Origin of the sequence: Roseibium sediminicola, from assembly GCF_023156505.1 — a bacterium.
Lineage (GTDB): Bacteria > Pseudomonadota > Alphaproteobacteria > Rhizobiales > Stappiaceae > Roseibium > Roseibium sediminicola.
Genome location: NZ_JALNMJ010000002.1, coordinates 467,157 through 485,713, shown reverse-complemented (window position 1 = coordinate 485,713; position 18,557 = coordinate 467,157). Strand labels below are relative to the sequence as shown.

Sequence of the window (18,557 nt, the reverse complement as noted above, 5' to 3'; positions counted from 1 at the left end):
AGCGTACATACCAAACAAAAAAGGCCTCGGCGATTTCTCGCTAAGGCCTTGTTTTGTATGGCTCCCCAGGCCGGACTCGAACCAGCGACCCAGCGATTAACAGTCGCTTGCTCTACCAACTGAGCTACTGGGGATCACCACGCTCGGGGTCAACGCGTCGCCGCCCCGTCGATGGAGATGCGTATATCAAAGGCTTGATCCGTTTGCCAAGCCCCTCATGTCGTTTTTTTCATCAAGCCGTCATTTTTTTGTGGCGGGTGTGGAAAACTCTATATTTTTCAGATGACTATGCGTTAAGCGTGGCTTGGGAAAACCAGACCGCACAGCGGTCGCCAGCGCGTTTCCCCAAGAGGGCCTGGAGAAAACAGGTTGCCGGGAGGCCAGAGCAGTGATCGCCATCGGCTGAATGGCTCATCGGGCGATTTTTGAGGTGCCGCTTGTGCCGATCCTCAGATCCAGCTAGGAAGACTGCGACGGTTCCGGATAATGCCTCTGGCTGATCCGGATGAAACGGGAATCCGGGGCGGGCCAAACTGGCCCTGATCCGGAGCTGCCCCCGCAACTGTGAGCGGTGAGCGGCTGCACGATAGCCACTGGTCTTTTATGAAGGGCCGGGAAGGGGTGCAGACCGCGGCGAACCGCAAGCCAGGAGACCGGCCGTCAGACCCTTTAACCTCGAACGCTGTCGGGTGGACGGCCGGGAGACGGACATGACGGACCAGACCCTTCCGCGCACCGCTCTTGTGGTCGGCGGCGCCCGCTCCGGCAAAAGCCGGTTCGCCGAAATCCTTGCCGAAAACAGCGGTCTCCAGAAGATATATGTCGCCACGGGCGCGGCCCATGACGGTGAAATGGCCGAGCGCATCGCGTTGCATCGTGACCAGCGCGGACCGTCCTGGGAAACCATCGAGGAACAGCTCGATCTCGCCGGGGTGCTTTCTAGACAATGCCGGCCGGACCGGGTCGTTCTGGTCGATTGCCTGACCCTGTGGCTTTCCAACATTCTCTTCGCTGACAAGGATCTGTCCCTGGAGACGGAGCGCCTGTGCGCGGCGGTTCGCCGTCTGGACGGACCCTGTGTCTTTGTCTCCAATGAAGTCGGCATGGGCATCGTGCCGGAGAACCGACTGTCGAGGTCGTTCCGCGATGCGCAGGGTCGGCTCAACCAGTCTATGGCGGGTGTCTGCCAGAAGGTGGTCTTTGTTGCCGCCGGCCTGCCGCTTCTCCTGAAACCCTCTTCTCAACCGGAAATCAGTCTATGAGCATTTCTTCTTCGCAGCCGGGCCGGAAAATTCCGGCAACGATCGTCACCGGGTTTCTGGGCGCGGGCAAAACCACGCTGATCCGCAATCTCCTGACCAATGCCAACGGCAAGCGCATCGCGCTGATCGTCAATGAGTTCGGCGACATGGGGTTTGACGGCTCGCTGGTGAATGGCTGCGCCGATCCGGATTGCGCGGCCGAGGAAGTGGTCGAGCTGACCAATGGCTGCATCTGCTGCACGGTCGCCGACGATTTCCTGCCGACCATGGAAATGCTGCTCTCCCGCGAGACGCCGCCGGAACACATCGTCATCGAAACCTCCGGCCTGGCCCTGCCGCAGCCGCTGGTGCGCGCCTTCTCCTGGCCGAGCGTCAAGCCGAAGGTAACCGTCGATGGCGTCGTTACCGTGCTGGACGCCGCCGCGCTGGCCGAAGGCCGGATCGCGCTCAACGAGGCCGCGCTGGAAGCGCAACGCGCCGCCGACGAGGCGCTCGATCATGAAAGCCCGGTTGAGGAACTCTTCCAGGACCAGCTGCGCTGCGCCGATCTGGTCGTGCTCAACAAGGCCGATCTGGTGTCCGCCGAGGCTCTTGAGGCCGTACATGCCAAGATCGCCGTGGACATTCGCCCTGCGGTCCACATTGTCTCGTCGGAAAAGGGCACGCTGCCCATCGAAGTGCTGCTCGGCCGCGGCTCCGCCGCCGAGGATGACATGGACGGCCGCCACGAACACCATCACCATCATCATGACGATCACGATCACGATGATGACGACGATCATCACCATGATGACGACCATGATCATCACCATCATGACCACCATCACCACCATCACCACGACGATTTTGAAAGCCATGTGCTTGAAGTCGGCGGCTTTGCCAGCCTGAAGGAGGCCGAAGCCAAGGTGCTCGAGGCGATGGCGCTGAAAGACGTGCTGCGCATCAAGGGTGCCGTCCGCATTGAGGGCAAGGCGGCGCCGGCCATGGTGCAGGCCGTTGGTCCGCGTGTCGAAACCTGGTTCGCGGCTGGTGCGGAAAGTGTGGGCAAGCTCGTGGTGATCGGCCTGAAAGGCCTGGACCTGGATGCCGCGCGTGCGTTGCTCGGGCAGGTGAGTGAAGCCGCCTGAGGGCGGTTTCGAATTGGGTCTGACGGAACACTAAGAAGAAAAAATGCATATTCTCGCCAGCCAGACGCGCCGGATCGACGACGGGGGAGACGCGGTCGATCTCGGCCAGTCGCCCGCCGACATCCTGTTCCTGTCGGCCGCCGATACGGAATTGGGCAGCTTCGCGGCCGCCCGCCAGCGCTTAGGCGCCGAGGCGGCCAGCCTGCGGCTCGCCAATCTGATGGCGCTGTCGCATCCCTATTCGGTCGATCTTTACGCCGAACAGACGATGCGCGGCTCGAAACTGGTGATCCTGCGCATTCTCGGCGGTGTCGAATACTGGCGCTACGGGCTGGAGCGGTTCGAGGAAGAAGCACGCGCGAGCGGCGTCGACCTCATCGTCCTGCCTGGCGACGACAAGTGGGACGAGGAACTGACCTCGCGCTCGACAAGGGCGCCGGAAGAAGTCCACCGGGTCTGGCGCTATTGCGTCGAAGGCGGTGCGGAAAATTACGCCAACGCCCTGCGTTATGCCGCTTTTCTTCTGGGCCAGAGCGAGGATCCGGCGCATCCGGTGCCGCTGCCGCGCGCCGGGATCTATTTGCCGGGCCACGCCGCGCCCGGTTTTGCCGACTTGAAGGCCAGCTGGCGCGATCCGGCACGGCCCGTCGCCGCCATCACGTTCTACCGGGCGCTGGTCCAGGGCGCGCAGACGCCGCCGGTCGATGCGCTGGTCGAAGCGCTTGACGAGGCGGGCATCAATGCACTGCCGGTCTTTGTTTCCAGCCTGAAGGAAGCCGAATCCATCGCTGTCCTCGAAAACCTGTTTCAGGACGGCAAGCCGGATGTTGTCCTGAACGGAACCGCCTTTGCGGTGTCCAAGGCTGGCGTCGCCCATCAGCAGACACCGCTCGACAAGCCTGGCAAGCCGGTGCTGCAGGTGGTGTTTTCCTCGTCGTCGAAGGAAGGCTGGGAAGAGAGTGACCAGGGCCTGTCGATCCGCGATCTTGCCATGCATGTGGTGTTGCCGGAAATCGATGGCCGCTTGCTGACCCGGGCGGTCTCGTTCAAGGAGGAAGGCGTCTATGACGAGGCGACCCAGTCGACGCCGGTCGCCTTCACACCGGTGCCCGACCGGATCCGCTTTGTCGCGGATCTCGCCGCCAACTGGGCCCGGCTTGGCAGAACGCCGGCCGCGGACAAGAAGACCGCGCTGATCCTCGCCAACTATCCTAACAAGGACGGACGCCTCGCCAATGGCGTCGGTCTCGATACACCGGCTTCCTGCGTCAACGTGTTGATGGCGATGGCGGGTGACGGTTACGCCGTTGGCGGCGCGCCCGAGACGTCCGCCGACCTGATGGATCACCTGACCGCTGGTGTCACCAACGCACAGGAGGGCCGGGAGCTTCGCGAAGGGTTTCAAGCCCTGTCGCTGACCGACTACCAGCGCGCCTTTGCCAGGTTGCCGGAAACGGTCCGGAACGCCGTTGTCGAGCGCTGGGGGCAGGCGGAAGACGATCCGCATGTCGTGGGCGGCTTCTTCCGTCTGGCGCTGCACCGGTTCGGCAACCAGGTGGTGGGCATCCAGCCGGCGCGTGGTTACAACATCGATCCGAAGGACACCTACCACGACCCGGCGCTGGTGCCGCCGCATCACTATTTCGCGTTTTATGCCTGGCTGCGCGAGGCATTCAGCGTCGATGCCGTCATCCATCTCGGCAAACATGGCAATCTGGAATGGCTGCCCGGCAAGGCGCTGGCGCTGTCTGAAAGCTGTTTCCCGGAAGCCGTGCTCGGGCCGGTGCCGAATATCTATCCCTTCATCGTCAACGATCCGGGTGAGGGCGCCCAGGCGAAGCGCCGGACGTCTGCCGTCATTGTCGACCATCTGACACCGCCGCTCGCGCGCGCTGAAAGCCACGGCGTTGCCGGCGAGCTGGAGACGCTGCTGGATGAATATTATCTCGCCAGCGGTGTCGACCCGCGGCGGCTGAAGGCCCTGACCCGGGACATTCTCGATGTTGCCGCCCGCAACGGGCTCGACAAGGACATCGGTCTTTCCGACGAGATGGACGAGGAGACCCGTCTGGCGCGACTCGACGCCCATCTCTGCGACCTGAAAGAGTTGCAGATCCGCGACGGTCTGCACATTCTGGGCGACAGTCCTAAGGGCGACCTTCTGACCGATCTGCTGGCAGCACTGGCGCGGGTTCCGCGCGGCAGCGAGCCCGAACAGCAGAGCCTGCAACGGGCGATCGCCGCAGATCTCGGTTTTGAGGGCTTTGACCCGCTCGACTGCGACTTTTCGGGTCCATGGACCGGTGAGCAACCGAAGATCCTGCAGGCTGTGAGCGAGGCGCCCTGGCGGTCGCAGGGCGACACGGTGGAACGCATCGAACTGCTGGCGCACGATCTGATCGCCGGGTCAACGCCTTTGCCGGCGGCGTGGCAGGCAACGGCAAGCGTGCTCGGCGCCATCCGGGACAGTCTGACACCGGTGGTGGCCGGGTCGGGACCGGCGGAAACCGCCGCCGTGCTGACCGCGCTCAAGGGTGGTTTTGTCGAGCCCGGACCGTCCGGCGCGCCGTCGCGCGGCCGCCCGGACGTGTTGCCGACCGGAAAGAACTTCTATTCCGTCGATGTGCGCGCCGTGCCGACCGAAACCGCCTGGCGTCTCGGCTGGCAGTCCGCAAGCCTGGTCGCGGACCGCTATTTCCAGGAAGAGGGCGAATGGCCGACCTCGCTGGTACTGACCTGCTGGGGCACGGCCAACATGCGCACCGGCGGTGATGACATTGCCCAGGCCCTGGCGCTGATCGGCGCAAAGCCGGTCTGGGAGCAGGGCTCGGGCCGGGTGACCGGATTTGAAATCCTGAAACTCTCCGAGCTCGGCCGGCCGCGCATCGATGTCACCTTGCGGGTGTCCGGCTTCTTCCGGGATGCCTTTCCGCATCAGATGGATCTGTTCGACAGCGCCGTGCGCGCGGTCGGCGCGCTGGACGAGCCCGGTGAAGCCAATCCAGTGGCGGCGCGCATGCGCACGGAAGCCGCGAATCTGCAGGCCGACGGCCTCGAACCTCGGGAAGCTTTGCGCCGGGCCGGGTTCCGGGTGTTCGGCTCAAAACCCGGAGCCTATGGCGCCGGCCTGCAGGCGCTGATCGACGAAGGCATCTGGGAGGAACGCGCCGACTTTGCCGACACGTTCCTGACCTGGGGCGGTTATGCCTATGGCGGCGGCGCGGCCGGGGCAGGGGCGCGTGATGACCTGGAGACCCGTCTGCGCTCGGTCGACGCGGTGCTGCACAATCAGGACAACCGCGAGCATGACCTGCTCGACAGCGACGACTATTACCAGTTCGAGGGCGGTCTGGCGGCAACGGTCGAAAGCCTGAAGGGCGCCGCGCCGAAGGTCTATCACAACGACCATTCCCGGCCCGAACGACCGGTGGTGCGCACCCTTTCTGAAGAAATCGGCCGGGTGGTGCGCGGCCGTGCCGCCAACCCGAAATGGATCCGGGGCGTCATGCGCCACGGCTACAAGGGCGCCTTCGAGATGGTCGCGACGCTCGACTACCTGTTTGCCTTTGCCGCCACGACACGGGCGGTCGGCGATCATCATTTCGACCAGCTTTTTGACGCTTATCTGGACAGTCCGGATGTGCTGGAGTTCCTGAAGGACGCCAATCCGGCGGGCCTCAATGAAATGCTGGCCCGTTTCCAGGAAGCAATCGACCGCGGGCTCTGGACGCCGCGGCGCAATTCGACCCATGCTGCTCTCAGCGATTTAAGAACACACCAACAAGGGACGGACGCATCGTGACCGCCGACAAGACCAAGCCGGAACTCTCCGAAGAGGAACTCAACGCCCGCCACGCGGAGAAAATGCGCAAGAAAAAGGCCGCCCGCGACAAGATCATGGCGACCAAGACCATCGAGAAAGGTCTTCTGATCGTCCATACCGGCAAGGGCAAGGGCAAGTCGACGGCCGGTTTCGGCATGGTGTTCCGCTCGCTCGGCCATGGCCACAAGGTCGGCGTGGTGCAATTCGTCAAGGGCCGGATCGAAACCGGCGAGCGCATGGCGTTGGAACGGTTTTCCGATCTTGTCACCATCAAGCGCATGGGCGAGGGCTTCACCTGGGAAACCCAGGACCGCCAGCGCGACATCGACGCCGCCCAGGAGGCCTGGAACGCGGCCAAGGAGATGATCACTTCCGGCGACTACCGCCTGATCCTGTGCGATGAGCTCAACATCGTGCTGCGCTACGATTATCTCGACATTAACGAGGTGGTCGACTTCCTGAAGAACGACAAGCCGGACGATGTCCATGTGGTCATCACCGGGCGCAACGCCAAGGACGAGTTGATCGACATTGCCGATCTCGTCACCGACATGACCCAGATCAAGCACCCGTTCCGGTCCGGCGTGAAGCCGCAGGAAGGCATCGAGTTTTAGACTTGTCCGACATTTCCGGGAAACGCACGCCGGCGGTCATGATCCAGGGCACCGGCTCCAATGTCGGCAAGAGCCTGATCGTGGCCGGCCTCTGCCGCCTTTTTGCCAATCGCGGTATGAAGGTGCGGCCGTTCAAGCCGCAGAACATGTCAAACAACGCCGCCGTCACCGCCGATGGCGGTGAAATCGGCCGCGCACAGGCGCTGCAGGCGATGGGCTGTCGGGTTGCCTTGAGCGTTCACATGAACCCGGTGCTCTTGAAACCGGAAACGGACACCGGGGCTCAGGTGATCGTCCAGGGCAAACGTTTCGGCACCATGCGTGCGCGGGAATACGGAAAGCAGAAAGCAGAACTATTACCGAAGGTTCTGGAGAGTTTTTCAATCAATTCATCAGAAGCGGATCTGGTGATTGTCGAAGGCGCAGGCAGCCCCGCGGAGATCAACCTGCGTGCCGGGGACATTGCCAATATGGGCTTTGCCGAGGCGGCGGACCTGCCGGTGATCCTGTGCGCCGATATCGACCGGGGCGGGGTGATCGCCTCCGTCGTCGGCACCCATGCCGTTCTGGAAGAGGCTGAGCAAAGCCGCATCAAGGGCTTTTTCATCAACCGGTTCCGCGGCGACCCGGGCCTCTTCGATGACGGCATGCGGGAAATAGAGACGCGCACTGGCTGGAGTGGCCTTGGGGTCGTGCCCTGGTTTGCCGATGCCGCGAAACTGCCGGCCGAAGACGCGCTCGGGCTGGCTGACGGGTTTGGTGACGGCGGCATGAAAGTGGTCGTACCGGTGATTTCCAGGATTGCCAATTTCGATGATCTGGACCCGCTTCGCCTGGAACCGGGCGTGACGCTGGAACTGGTCCAGCCGGGCACGCCCTTGCCGGGAGATGCCGACCTGGTGCTGTTGCCGGGGTCCAAGTCGACCGTCGGCGACCTCGCGTTTTTCTGCGCTCAGGGCTGGGACATCGACCTGAAGGCGCATCACCGCCGGGGCGGGCATATTCTGGGTGTCTGCGGCGGCTACCAGATGCTCGGCCGGTCTATTTCTGACCCGGACGGGATTGAAGGAACGCCCGGAACGGTCGACGGCCTCGGTTACCTCGATGTGGAAACGGTGCTGACGGCTGAAAAATCGACCGTGGCAGCGAGCGGAACCCATGTCGCCAGCGGCGCGCCGGTGGCGGGATATGAAATCCATGTCGGCCGCACCGACGGGCCTGACTGTGCCCGGCCGATGATGCGGCTGGCGAACGGTGAGCCGGACGGGGCGGTCTCTGTCGATGGCCGTGTGTCGGGCACCTATGTCCATGGCCTCTTCACCGGCGATGCGTTCCGGCAAGCGTTTCTTGCCGGGTTCGGAGCCGGATCTGAACTTGCCTATGACCGGGACATCGACCGGATCCTGGACGATCTGGCGGCGCATCTTGAGCAGGTGCTGGATGTCGAGGCCGTGCTGCACTTTGCGAGAAGATCATGATCACACATGCGGATCAAACCCGGTTCCGTTGAATGATTTGCGTCCGGCGCAGTCCGGTTCTCTTAAGGAGTTATTCTCTTGATTACAGCCATTTCCTGCGTCCTGGTTCGCCTGTTCGCGCTTTATGTTTTTATGCAGAACGTCTATTTTCTGCCTTTGGTTCTCTTCAATGTTGCCAATCTGCTCGGCTTCCTGACCACGGCGATGAATCTGACCATCTGTATCATTCTGTTTTTCAAGCCCCGCGTCATCCTGTTCGGTATGGATTTCTCGAATTCAACGGCGCCAGACACGTCTGAAACAGGAACCGCGAATATGTTGCAATCCGCAGGCGTAGCGATCCTCGGCCTTTATTTTCTGCTGTCAGGCCTTAGGAGTGCTCTTAATTTCTATTTTCTCTGGTCGGATGCGAGGTTCCAGTCGAACGTGTTCAATAACGCGGATTTTTGGAGCTCGGTCGTGTCGGTTGCCGGCGGTTTTCTGCTCATCGTCGCCTCGGGCGGCATTTCCAATCTGATCACCTGGTTGCGGCAACTCGGACCTCGCATAGAGGAGTCGTAGCACTTCGCCGGTTCTAGTTGATGTGTCTGATTCAGGCCGTGCCAAATGCCGCCAGCGCCGTCACGACGACGACCTGCAACGCGTAGCACCCTATCAACACCCTGAGCGCCCTGGCGATGTCTTCCGCCTTTGCATCTTTCCGCCCCTTCGCATTCAGGTACCGGTCGTTGACCGTGTAGCCCGGATAAATGCGCGGGCCGGCGAGGGCGAGGCCGAGCGCACCGGCCATGGCGGCTTCCGGCCAGCCGGCATTGGGCGAGCGGTGCTTGCGGGCATCGTCCAAAACGCAAGCGATGCTCTTGCGGGGAGAGCCGCCCGCCAGTGGTGCACTGAGAGCGATCAGGAGGCCTGCCAGGCGCGAGGCGGGCAGGTTGATGAGGTCGTCAAACCGGGCCGAGGCCCAGCCGAAATCGGCATAGACCTCGTTCTTGTGGCCGATCATGCTGTCGGCCGTGTTGACTGCCTTGTAGGCGATCAGGCCTGGCAGGCCGAGGAGCGCGAACCAGACCAGCGGCGCGACGATGCCGTCGGAATAGTTTTCGGCGCAGGATTCAATCGCGGCCCGGGAGACACCCGCTTCGTCGAGCTGTTTCGGGTCCCGTCCGACAATCATCGAGACCGCCTTGCGGCCGCCCTCCAGTCCATCCTTCAGCAAGCCGTCGCGAACGGCGGCCACATGCCGGTATAGGCTGTTCTGGGCCAGGAAAACGGCGGCGATCAAAACGATGAGGATTTTGCCATACGGAAGCTTGTCGGCCAGCGCTTCTATCCCCGCGCCGATGCCGGCAGCGCCGAGAACGAGGGCGAGCAGCGTCAGAACCCCGCCGAGTTTGCGTGTGCCCGGGGCATAGTCGGTCTTGTTGAAGAGCCGGTCGAACAGTGCAATCAGCTTGCCGATCCACACAACAGGATGCGGCAGGCGGTGCCACAGCCAGTCAGGGTCGCCGATCAGGGCGTCGACAATGAGGGCCGCGAGCAGCAGCCAGAGCGCATGGTCGTAGAGGATCATCTAGGGTCAGGGCTCATTAATTTGATCGAATTGGCGCAACAAACGGCAACGAGTTGCAAGGAAAAGCGCGAAAAGCGGGCTTCCTGCCCGGTTGAGCGGTTTGACGCAGCAAATCAAAGCCGTTTTTGCGTCCCTCCGGGATAGGGTGAATTTGCCCGGCAACGTCGTTGCAAATCTTTGGAAACCGGACGGTTTCCTGCAGCTTTGCGCCTCGTATCCGAACAAATTCATCCCTACCATTTCACTCAAATGAATGGGTCCTGACCCTAAGCTGGTTAGAGCTCCTTTTGCGCTTCCGCAAGGGCTTCGGACAGGCGTTCCAGCTTGTCGGCGCCACCGGGAAGGCCAAGGCGCATCCAGGTCGGGGCATAGTCGAAGACACGGGTCCAGATCCGTCGGCGGGCAAGCGCCTCGTGCAGGCCCTTGGCATTCCTGAGACCGGCCAGCGCAAAAAGCGGCGTGCCGCCGAAAACGCCGAGGCCATGCTGGGAGAGCGCCAGGGTCAGATCCGCCATCTCATCGACAAGCTGACGGTTCATGGCCGACTGCCAGGCTTCGTCGCGCAGCGCCGCCGTGCCGATCTCCAGCGCCGGTCCGCTGAGACACCAGCTTTCCAGAACGGCGGAGAGGCGAGCCGTCATGGCTTTTGGTCCGGCCAGAAAACCGAGCCGCAGGCCCGCCAGTCCGAAGAACTTGCCGAAAGAGCGCAGCACAAGAACATTCTCATCGGCCAGATGCGGCAGAATGCTGGCGCCGGGTATGACATCGGCAAAGGCTTCGTCCAGGACCAGATAGCCGCCGCGTTCCGTCAGGGTGCGGGCAATTTCCAAAAGGCTCTTGACGTCGACCAGCTGACCGTCCGGATTGTTCGGATTGACCAGGATCACGATACGGGCGTCGGCTGGCAAGGCGTAGATGCTGGAGAGCTCGACGGGGTCGCGGCCCTCCCGGGCCCAGACCTTTCTGTGGCTCGAATAGGTCGGTGAGGCGATGGCAACGGGGCCGTCAGGAAGCAGATGCGGCAGCAGCGAGAGCAGGATCTGGGTGCCCGGCGCGGCCACCAGACCGAGAGCATCCGGAACCCTGTAGGCCAGGCGTGCGGCTGCGATCAGGCGTTCCTGCGCGGCCTTGGCGGGCAGGGCGGTCCAAGCGGCGTCCGTGAGGCCGGCGGGAAGGGGATAGCTATAGGGATTGATGCCGGTCGACAGGTCGAGCCAATCTTCGGGCGTACCGCCAAAGCGTTCGACTGCAACACTCAGATCACCACCGTGTTCCATCGGGCCTGCCTCGTCCTTCTTTGCTACATGCATGAATCACAAGGGCTTTGTAGCCGCAGGACAACAGACAAGTACAGACGGAACGCGACATGTCCTGCCGCAAGTCCGCCGCTTTGAAGGCCAGGGACGAAAAAGCCCTGCATCTTGGTGGTGCAGGGCTAAATGTCGATTGGGAATTGCCGGATCAGCGGCCGTGCCAATACTGGTCCGGGATTGCGGCAATTTCGCCAGGCAGCAGCGGATTGTCGATTTCAAAACGCAGCCGATCGTCGATCTTTGCCTGTTCGAACACCTTCTTGATGCGTGGATGGTTTTCGAAGTAGTCCAGGAAACTGCCGTCCTCGTAAGCGTTTTTCAGTCCGGTCAGCAATATGTCATAGCGTTCCGTGTCGCCCTTGTTGAGAAACAGGAACATGTCGAACGGATAGACGATCATGACATGCTCATCGATGGTGAGGTTTTTCATCTCACCCTGGCGCGCCTCGACTTCCGAATAGGGTTCTGCAACGCCGCGCGCGTAACCCTGGATTCGGCCGCCATCGACCATCTTGAAAAGGTTCTCGTATTTGGATGACTCGACCTTGAAACCCGCCTTTTCGAGGATCTCCGTGTCCGGCCAGCCGGTTCCTGAGCCGATGGAGATCTGTTGCAGGTCGTCCATCGTCTTGACCGCCCCGACCGCATCCTTGCTGTCCTCACTGACGATCAGGATGCGGTGACCAAGCAGGCCGCGCTGCATCGGGACCGGCACGGTGGCCAGTTTGTCGAAGCGCTCCTGGTCGATGCCGGAGAATGTGACATGGAAATCCGCGTCTCCTGTGGAGAGCATTTCGAGCATACGGCTCTGGTTAGTGTCGCCAGTGTCGGCGATCTTCATCGTGTGGCCGCCCCCGGCCTTTTCCAGGGCCAGCTTGATGAGCCCGACTTCGTAGTCGCTCTGACCGGTATCGCCTCGTTCGACGCCGACAAGGAATTCGACCGCCTGGGCCGGAGTGACAAAAAGGGTGGCGGCGAAAAGGGCCGCTGAGATCTTGCGCATGGCATTTGCCTCCCAGTGTTCTGAAGAAGGGCCATGGTGGTGCAAGCAGGTTTACGCAACGTTATATTGATCGCAGAGACTCGCCGCAATAGGTGGTTTGATAACCGGCACGGGTTGTTCTGACATTGGCAACCCGGCGGATATTGACAGGTCGGGAAGGAGTATTAAAAGAACAAATAAAGAACATGCAGTTTTTGGAGTGCTCCCGTGACCGACAGAAGACGCAAACCGCAGAGCCCTGATCTCGATCACGAGACACTGCTGGAACGGTTGTCGCTGGCGCGGCACGCCCTGGTCGATGCCCAGCGCGGCCTGCGGCCGAAATCGGGCCTGGCCCGGTCAGCCACGGCCGTGATCGCGGAAATCGACGAATTCGCCTTCGTGCTGACAGGCGCGGAAAACTATTTCCATTCCCGGCCGCATGGAACGCCGGCAAGGCAACTCCGTTCTTCGAAATAGGTTGCACGTGCCTGAATTCAGAGATCCGCCAGGGTTTCCTCGATCAGATGATCGACAATCGCTGCGAGAGTATCGTCGGGCAAGTGACTGTCTTCCGCAATGTCGCCGGCCAGCGCCAGTTGTTTGTCGGCCGACGTACCGCGGGAGGCGATCTCGCGCAGGTGGATGATGTCGTCCTCGCAGCCGAAATGCCGGGCATCCGGTTCCACCAGTTCGATGAGTTCCTCGACCAGGTCCTGGAACGGCGCGGGCTCGTTGCGGCCGAAGTCGATGAGATGGGCTGATGTGCCGTGCCGCTGCGCCTGCCAACGGTTTTCGGCCAGCAGGAACCGTGAATATTGCCGCCAGCCCTGGTTCTTGCACCTCAGCCGGTAAAGCATCCGGCAAAGACACCGGAACAGGGCTGCGATCGCAACCGCATCGTCGAGGCGCGGGCAGACATCGGTGATCCGCATTTCCAGGGTCGGAAACCTGTCCGAGGGGCGCAGGTCCCACCAGATCTTGGTGGCATCCTCGATGACGCCGGCATGGGCCAGGATGTCGACGGTATGCCTGTATTCGTAAAAACTGTCGAAACTGGGCGGCAGGCCCGTGCGCGGCAATTCGTTGAAAATGGCGAGCCGATAGGATTTCAGCCCGGATTTGCGGCCGCGCCAGAACGGCGACGAGGTCGAGAGCGCCAGCAGATGCGGCAGGAAATAGGCCAGCTGGTTGAAGAGTTCGATTCTGAGCTCCTCGTCCTCGATGCCGATATGGACATGCATGCCGCAGATCAGCATCCTTTTGGCGACCACCTGCATCGAGCGGGCGATCTCGTTGTAGCGCTCCTTGTCGGTGTGCGGCTGGTCGGTCCATTCGGCAAAGGGATGGGTCGAGGCCGCCAGCGGCGCGAGATTATGGGCAGCGGCTTCCTGGGCAATGGTCTTGCGAAAATATCCGAGTTCGGCGCGGACTTCTGCCAGCGTCATGCAAACTGGTGTGCCGACCTCGATCTGGCAGCGCAGGAACTCCGGGCTGACCCGGCCCTCCAGGGCGCTTTCACAGGCCTTGAACAGCTCTGCCGGCGGTGAACTCGCCAGCATGCGGCTGGTTTTGTCGACGAGCAGGTATTCCTCCTCGACGCCAATGCTGAAACTGGGCTCTTTCATTCCCGCAGCATCCGAAAATCTGACATGAGGCGTCAAGGCAGGATAAATGCGGATCTTTCGGTTTGCTGCCTACCAGATATTGCCGGCGCCCGGCGTGTAGGAGGCAGAGATCACGGTGTTGGCCTTCAGGACATCGCATTCCACGATGCCGGAGAACCTGGCGACCGCAGCGTTGGTCTCGCTGAGTGAGGCCGAGACGATCACCTTGCTGCCCGCCGAGACTTCGACCGTGTCCTGGCCCTGGATCAGGACACTCTTGGGCGCGCTGATGATGACATCCTGGTTCTGCAGGGAAATCACGCTTTCCAGATCCGCGATCCGGGCTTCCAGGTCGTTGACCCGTTCGCGCAGGGTCTCGATCAGGGCCTCGGTGTTGCTGCTCGGCGCGACCAGCTGCGGTACCTTGCGCGGACGCGGCGGGCCGACCCGTTTCATGGTCGACGTGGTGACGGGCTTTTTGACAGCGGGTGCGGTTCCACCAGGTGCTTTCATGATCTTTCCCCGGAACAGACGGCAATCCGCAGACGCTAGCATGCCGCAGCGGAAAGAGGTAGCGGCCACAGCATGCGCTCTGGTGCAGAGAGAACAGATTGTCCGGAAAAGTGTTTTGGAGGCCCCGACCGGAATCGAACCGGTGTACACGGATTTGCAATCCGCTGCGTCACCACTCCGCCACAGGGCCCCAAGGTGGTGTGCCGCGCCTTATCAATCACTTGCGCGGTTTGGTCAAGTCCTGAATGCGGCCTGCGGAATTTTTCCACCGTCTCCGCTTTCGAATTGGCTTTACAAGGGAAGGCGAGGCAAAAAATCGCGGATTTCGTGTGGTGGCCGAAAGATCCGTTTATGCGATACTTGTCACGGCGGCTCGCTGTCGCTAATGAACGGAGCCAAGAGGCGCCGGTCAGCCGGCAAGTCAAAGTGAGGGCCGATATGACGGACTTTAACCAGTCCCGCCGCAAGATGGTGGACAACCAGCTGCGTACCAACGATGTGACAGACCACCGCATTCTGGACGCCATGGAACTGGTCCCCCGGGAGCGCTTTGTGCCGGCTTCGAAACGGGCCGTGGCCTATATCGACGAAGACCTGCCGGTCGGTTCCTCCGAAACCGGCCGCATGCTGATGAAACCGCACATCTTCGGCAAGCTCGTTCAGCTGGCGGAAATCCGGGAGGAGGACATTGTCCTCATCGTCGGTGCCGGCACCGGATACAGCGCCGCAGTGGTGTCGAAACTGGCGGCATCGGTGGTGGCGCTGGAAGAGAACGCGGATCTGGCCAAAGCCGCGACGGACGTGCTGGTCGATCTCGGCATCGAAAACGCGGTTGTTGTTGAAGGCCCGCTGGCCGAGGGATATGCCTCGGAAGGCCCTTATGACATCGTTCTGGTCGATGGCGCGGTGGAAGTCCTGCCGGACGCGCTGCTCAAACAGGTGAAACCGGATGGCAGGCTTGCCGTCATAGAAGGCCAGGGCGGTGCCGGCGTTGCGAAGCTTTATCAGAAGTCCGGTGATGCCGTCAGCGGCCGCTTTGGTTTCAACGCCTCGGTGGCCCTGCTCCCTGGCTTTGCCAAGGAAGAAGCGTTCGTTTTCTAAGCGGCGCTTTCAAAGAAATTCGACAAGGGCTCGCCGGCAACGGTGGGCCCTTTTGCATAAGGCGAGGGTGCCGCACGGACAACTTGTTGCCATTTAGCCGCACTCGCAGAAATTCAGCTTTTATTGACTTCAAACAGTTGATCAAAAAAACCGGTCAGTTTACTCAACATTGTCGAGTAGGTTGGCCCGAAGGAGTGTGGAGTGTCTGGTCGTTCAACGCTGAAAGCAGTGGCCGTTGCGGTGGTCCTTATGGGGAGCGTCTCCGCCGGTACGTTGACCGGGACCTTCGTCTCATCCGCTCATGCCGAAACCATCCGGGAATCTCTGGCGCTCGCCTATGCCAACAACCCGACCTTGAATGCCGCGCGCGCCCAGCTGCGCGGGGTTGACGAGAACGTGCCGCAGGCACTGTCCGGCTGGCGCCCGACCGTGTCTGCTTCGGCATCTGCCGGCCGCCTCGCGACCGGATCGGATTCGGTGATCGACTACCGCAACAACGCGTCGATTTCGCTGACCGTCAGCCAGACGCTGTTCCGCGGTTTCCGCACCATCAATTCCACCCGTCAGGCCGAGGCCGTCGTCCGGGCGCAGCGCGAAAGCCTGATGTCGACCGAGCAGGACACACTTCTCGATGCGTCCACGGCCTATGTCGATGTGATCCGGGACACGGCACTTGTGTCGCTGCAGCGCAGCGATCTGGCCTTCCTTCAGGAGCAGGTCCGCGCCGCACGGGACCGGTTCGATGTGGGTGAGGGTACGCGCACGGATGTGAGCCAGGCAGAGGCGCGCGCCGCCGAAGCCCGTGCCAGCCTGAACACGGCGCTGGCGAACCTGAACACCAGCCGCGCCATCTATCGTCAGATTATCGGTATCGAGGCGCGCAGCCTGTCCGCGGACACCACCATCAGCCGTTATGTGCCGAAGTCGCTCGACGAGGCCCTGCAACAGAGCGAGTCCCATCAGCCGCTGATCCGTCAGGCCCAGCATCTGGTCGATGCGGCGCTTTTCAACATCAAGGCGATCGAGGGTGAGCTGCTGCCGACGGTAACGCTCGATGGCAGCATTTCCCGCTCCTGGAATCCGTCCGCGCTGACGGATTACAGCGATAATGCCCAGATCTTCGGCAATGTCAGCATTCCGCTTTATCAGGGCGGCGGTGTGTCCTCCCGTGTTCGTCAGGCCAAGGAAGAACTCGGCCAGACGCGTCTGCAGCTGGATGTCACACGCGACCAGATCCGTGCCAATGTGATCTCGGCCTGGGGCAACTATCAGGCAGCGGAAGCGTCCATCGTCGCGGCGCAGGCTGCGGTCGAGGCCCAGAAGCTGGCTCTGGAAGGCGTGATCGAAGAACAGCGCGTCGGCCAGCGCACCACGCTGGACGTGCTTGACGCGCAGCGGGAGCTGGTCAGCCAGCAATCCAGTCTCGTGACCGCGCAGCGCAATCGCATTGTCGGCGGCTATCAGCTAGTCGCAGCCGTCGGCCGCCTTGATGCGGACTCCCTCGGTCTGAACGTGGTCCGCTACCAGCCGAAGCAGCATTACAAGGCCGTCCGCGACAAATGGATCGGTCTGCGTACGCCGGACGGTCGGTAAGAAATCGGTAACTATTTGTCGACACGATTGCGGCTGAGCAGATAAACGGCTCGGCCGCTTTTGCTTTTTGAGCCCGGTTACCGACGCATAAGTGCCCGTTTGGGCTGCAAATGGCCGGACAAATTCCACATCAGGGCGTCATTTTCCGACTTAAGAGGGGAAAAGACGTTGGTAAAGAGCGCGCTTGCTTTGCGCGCAACTTACGGACCCGCATAATTTCGGTTAACGAATCGTTCAGGGCGAACTGAGTGTTCCTTTGCGTAGCCGATCAGTACGGGGGAAGTCATGGCACAGGCGAAAAAGGCTGATGAGCCGTCGATGGAGGAAATCCTCGCATCGATCCGCCGAATCATATCCGATGAGGACTCCCAGGGAGCCGACGCGGGAGACGCCAGCGCGGGCGAGACAGTAGACACACCAGCAGAAGCAGAGGCCACGGACGACATGGGCGATGCCTCCGAAATGTCCCAGGACGATCTCGACAAGCTGTTCGATATGGCCGGCGACGACGAGGACACAGCAGCGGAAGAAGACGACGGCGCCGATGATATGGCCGCAGCCATGGCGGCGGATGCCGAAGCGGATGAAACCGATGACGCCGATGATGTTCTGGAGCTGACCGAGGAACTGGCTGTTCCGGAAGACGCCATGGATATGGTCGAGGGCATGGCCGACGATCTGGAAGGCGATGCCGGAGACATTTCTTTCTCCGAGCCGCCTGCACCGGAGCCCGATCCCGCGCCGGTGTTCGAACCGGAGCCCGTCGTGGCGGCGATGCCGATTCCCGACGATCTTCCCGAGATGACCGCCGAAACACCGCTGACGTCGCCGGAAACCGGTCAGGCTGTGCATGCGGCGCTCGACAATTTCACCGACATGTTCATCGGTTCCCAGGCACAAACTGTGGAAGAACTGGTGAAGGACATGCTTCGGCCGATGCTGAAAGCGTGGCTGGACAAAAATCTGCCGCCGATGGTGGAGGAAATGGTCAAGCGCGAGGTGCAGCGGGTCATTCGCCGCCGCTAATCAAAATGTAAGTCATGGATTTTAAGCAGGGGGGGCCAGATGGCATCCCCTGAACTTGTTTTTGGCGATGCGGGAACACATGTCCTGCCATTCGCAGCCGGCACAGGCGGTCTGGATTTCGCCGCTGGTAAAGGCCTGCCTGAGCCGCATGACGCTGTCCCTGTCCAGCCTCAACGCGCCGCCGGAGGCAAGAAGTTTTCCAAGGGCTGCTCCGATCGCCTCCGCGGCCTGTGCATCACGCTGGCGCACACTGTCATTGTGACAATGGCAGCCGGCTTCGCTCAGCATCGGCTGGCAGATTTCGTCCGGTCCGTCGATCAGCCACAGGTCTTCGCCGGCGTTCAGCCGTTTGATGATCCGGTCGTAATTGGCCACAAAGCTTGGTGTATATCCCTTGCCGAGATAGGTCAGAATGCACAGCAGGTGATGCGCTCGGATGGAAACGGTCATGGATCGCTTATGGCAAGATCCGGGCTGGGACGCAATTGAGCTGTGTTTTCCCGGCACCAGCCGCGGCAAAGGGCACGATTTCGCCGTTCTTGCCGGTT

General features: G+C 61.6%; 16 protein-coding genes, 2 tRNA genes and 1 riboswitch. Of the genes, 10 read left to right on the top strand and 8 right to left on the bottom strand.

The window, feature by feature from the left end:
• Positions 1–58: 58 nt before the first annotated feature.
• Positions 59–134 (bottom strand) — tRNA-Asn (locus M0H32_RS05235).
• 323 nt (positions 135–457) lie between these two features.
• Positions 458–676: riboswitch (cobalamin riboswitch) on the top strand.
• A 34-nt stretch (positions 677–710) separates the two neighbouring features.
• Here M0H32_RS05235 and cobU point away from each other — a divergent pair.
• From cobU to M0H32_RS05205, 6 genes are all read left to right on the top strand, one after another.
• Complete coding sequence (cobU, locus tag M0H32_RS05230; RefSeq protein ID WP_248151623.1) at positions 711–1,262, top strand: bifunctional adenosylcobinamide kinase/adenosylcobinamide-phosphate guanylyltransferase; 552 nt, start codon at positions 711–713, stop codon at positions 1,260–1,262.
• Positions 1,259–2,389: a cobalamin biosynthesis protein CobW gene (cobW, locus tag M0H32_RS05225; protein ID WP_248151622.1), complete on the top strand. Its 1,131-nt coding sequence runs from the start codon at positions 1,259–1,261 to the stop codon at positions 2,387–2,389. Before cobU ends, cobW begins: the two co-directional genes overlap by 4 nt.
• Positions 2,390–2,432: 43 nt before the next feature.
• Positions 2,433–6,191 (top strand): cobaltochelatase subunit CobN, encoded by a 3,759-nt coding sequence (cobN, locus tag M0H32_RS05220; RefSeq protein WP_248151620.1) that lies wholly within the window; start codon positions 2,433–2,435, stop codon positions 6,189–6,191.
• Positions 6,188–6,826 carry a cob(I)yrinic acid a,c-diamide adenosyltransferase gene (gene cobO, locus M0H32_RS05215; protein WP_248151619.1) on the top strand — a complete coding sequence of 213 codons (639 nt, stop codon included), beginning with the start codon at positions 6,188–6,190 and terminating at the stop codon, positions 6,824–6,826. The genes cobN and cobO overlap by 4 nt, the downstream gene beginning before the upstream one ends.
• Positions 6,827–6,864: 38 nt before the next feature.
• Positions 6,865–8,304, top strand: a complete 1,440-nt coding sequence (locus M0H32_RS05210; protein WP_248151796.1) for a cobyric acid synthase — start codon at positions 6,865–6,867, stop codon at positions 8,302–8,304.
• A gap of 78 nt (positions 8,305–8,382) precedes the next feature.
• On the top strand, positions 8,383–8,865 hold the full coding sequence (locus tag M0H32_RS05205; RefSeq protein WP_248151617.1) for a hypothetical protein: 483 nt from the start codon (positions 8,383–8,385) through the stop codon (positions 8,863–8,865).
• A gap of 31 nt (positions 8,866–8,896) precedes the next feature.
• Here the strand turns inward: M0H32_RS05205 and cbiB are convergent, their stop codons facing one another.
• The 3 genes from cbiB to M0H32_RS05190 all read right to left on the bottom strand — a co-directional run bounded on the left by cbiB (position 8,897) and on the right by M0H32_RS05190 (position 12,190).
• Positions 8,897–9,874 carry an adenosylcobinamide-phosphate synthase CbiB gene (cbiB, locus tag M0H32_RS05200; protein ID WP_248151614.1) on the bottom strand — a complete coding sequence of 326 codons (978 nt, stop codon included), beginning with the start codon at positions 9,872–9,874 and terminating at the stop codon, positions 8,897–8,899.
• Positions 9,875–10,149: 275 nt separating this feature from the next.
• Positions 10,150–11,184, bottom strand: a complete 1,035-nt coding sequence (gene cobD / locus M0H32_RS05195) for a threonine-phosphate decarboxylase CobD (RefSeq protein ID WP_248151612.1) — start codon at positions 11,182–11,184, stop codon at positions 10,150–10,152.
• A gap of 151 nt (positions 11,185–11,335) precedes the next feature.
• The gene (locus M0H32_RS05190; RefSeq protein ID WP_248151610.1) at positions 11,336–12,190 is read right to left on the bottom strand and encodes a hypothetical protein; all 855 of its coding nucleotides are present in this window, start codon (positions 12,188–12,190) and stop codon (positions 11,336–11,338) included.
• 207 nt (positions 12,191–12,397) lie between these two features.
• Between M0H32_RS05190 and M0H32_RS05185 the strand changes: the two genes are divergently transcribed.
• Positions 12,398–12,649 (top strand): hypothetical protein, encoded by a 252-nt coding sequence (locus M0H32_RS05185; RefSeq protein WP_248151608.1) that lies wholly within the window; start codon positions 12,398–12,400, stop codon positions 12,647–12,649.
• A gap of 17 nt (positions 12,650–12,666) precedes the next feature.
• Here M0H32_RS05185 and M0H32_RS05180 read toward each other — a convergent pair whose 3' ends face one another.
• The 3 genes from M0H32_RS05180 to M0H32_RS05170 form a co-directional block, all read right to left on the bottom strand.
• Positions 12,667–13,797 (bottom strand): carboxylate-amine ligase, encoded by a 1,131-nt coding sequence (locus M0H32_RS05180; RefSeq protein ID WP_248151606.1) that lies wholly within the window; start codon positions 13,795–13,797, stop codon positions 12,667–12,669.
• Positions 13,798–13,866: 69 nt separating this feature from the next.
• The gene (locus M0H32_RS05175; RefSeq protein ID WP_248151604.1) at positions 13,867–14,289 is read right to left on the bottom strand and encodes a hypothetical protein; all 423 of its coding nucleotides are present in this window, start codon (positions 14,287–14,289) and stop codon (positions 13,867–13,869) included.
• A gap of 116 nt (positions 14,290–14,405) precedes the next feature.
• Positions 14,406–14,479: transfer RNA gene (locus M0H32_RS05170), tRNA-Cys, on the bottom strand.
• A gap of 248 nt (positions 14,480–14,727) precedes the next feature.
• On the opposite strand from M0H32_RS05170, the gene M0H32_RS05165 reads away from it, so the two are divergent.
• From M0H32_RS05165 to M0H32_RS05155, 3 genes are all read left to right on the top strand, one after another.
• Positions 14,728–15,390, top strand: a complete 663-nt coding sequence (locus M0H32_RS05165) for a protein-L-isoaspartate O-methyltransferase family protein (RefSeq protein WP_248151601.1) — start codon at positions 14,728–14,730, stop codon at positions 15,388–15,390.
• Positions 15,391–15,591: 201 nt separating this feature from the next.
• The gene (locus M0H32_RS05160; protein WP_345779316.1) at positions 15,592–16,983 is read left to right on the top strand and encodes a TolC family outer membrane protein; all 1,392 of its coding nucleotides are present in this window, start codon (positions 15,592–15,594) and stop codon (positions 16,981–16,983) included.
• A 285-nt stretch (positions 16,984–17,268) separates the two neighbouring features.
• Complete coding sequence (locus M0H32_RS05155; protein WP_248151600.1) at positions 17,269–18,009, top strand: PopZ family protein; 741 nt, start codon at positions 17,269–17,271, stop codon at positions 18,007–18,009.
• Between the two features lie 21 nt (positions 18,010–18,030).
• On the opposite strand, the gene M0H32_RS05150 is transcribed toward M0H32_RS05155, so the two are convergent.
• Entirely contained in the window at positions 18,031–18,459 is a 429-nt protein-coding gene (locus tag M0H32_RS05150) for a DUF1284 domain-containing protein (protein WP_248151598.1), read from the bottom strand.
• Positions 18,460–18,557 lie beyond the last annotated feature (98 nt).

Excerpts from the sequence above, each read along its gene's own strand:
- M0H32_RS05180 (WP_248151606.1), bottom strand. The coding sequence starts at position 13,797 with ATGAAAGAGCCCAGTTTCAGCATTGGCGTCGAGGAGGAATACCTGCTC.
- M0H32_RS05175 (WP_248151604.1), bottom strand. The coding sequence starts at position 14,289 with ATGAAAGCACCTGGTGGAACCGCACCCGCTGTCAAAAAGCCCGTCACC.
- cobD (WP_248151612.1), bottom strand. The coding sequence starts at position 11,184 with ATGCATGTAGCAAAGAAGGACGAGGCAGGCCCGATGGAACACGGTGGT.
- cobU (WP_248151623.1), top strand. The coding sequence starts at position 711 with ATGACGGACCAGACCCTTCCGCGCACCGCTCTTGTGGTCGGCGGCGCC.
- cbiB (WP_248151614.1), bottom strand. The coding sequence starts at position 9,874 with ATGATCCTCTACGACCATGCGCTCTGGCTGCTGCTCGCGGCCCTCATT.
- M0H32_RS05150 (WP_248151598.1), bottom strand. The coding sequence starts at position 18,459 with ATGACCGTTTCCATCCGAGCGCATCACCTGCTGTGCATTCTGACCTAT.
- M0H32_RS05165 (WP_248151601.1), top strand. The coding sequence starts at position 14,728 with ATGACGGACTTTAACCAGTCCCGCCGCAAGATGGTGGACAACCAGCTG.
- M0H32_RS05190 (WP_248151610.1), bottom strand. The coding sequence starts at position 12,190 with ATGCGCAAGATCTCAGCGGCCCTTTTCGCCGCCACCCTTTTTGTCACT.
- M0H32_RS05210 (WP_248151796.1), top strand. The coding sequence starts at position 6,865 with ATGATCCAGGGCACCGGCTCCAATGTCGGCAAGAGCCTGATCGTGGCC.
- M0H32_RS05155 (WP_248151600.1), top strand. The coding sequence starts at position 17,269 with ATGGCACAGGCGAAAAAGGCTGATGAGCCGTCGATGGAGGAAATCCTC.
- cobN (WP_248151620.1), top strand. The coding sequence starts at position 2,433 with ATGCATATTCTCGCCAGCCAGACGCGCCGGATCGACGACGGGGGAGAC.
- cobW (WP_248151622.1), top strand. The coding sequence starts at position 1,259 with ATGAGCATTTCTTCTTCGCAGCCGGGCCGGAAAATTCCGGCAACGATC.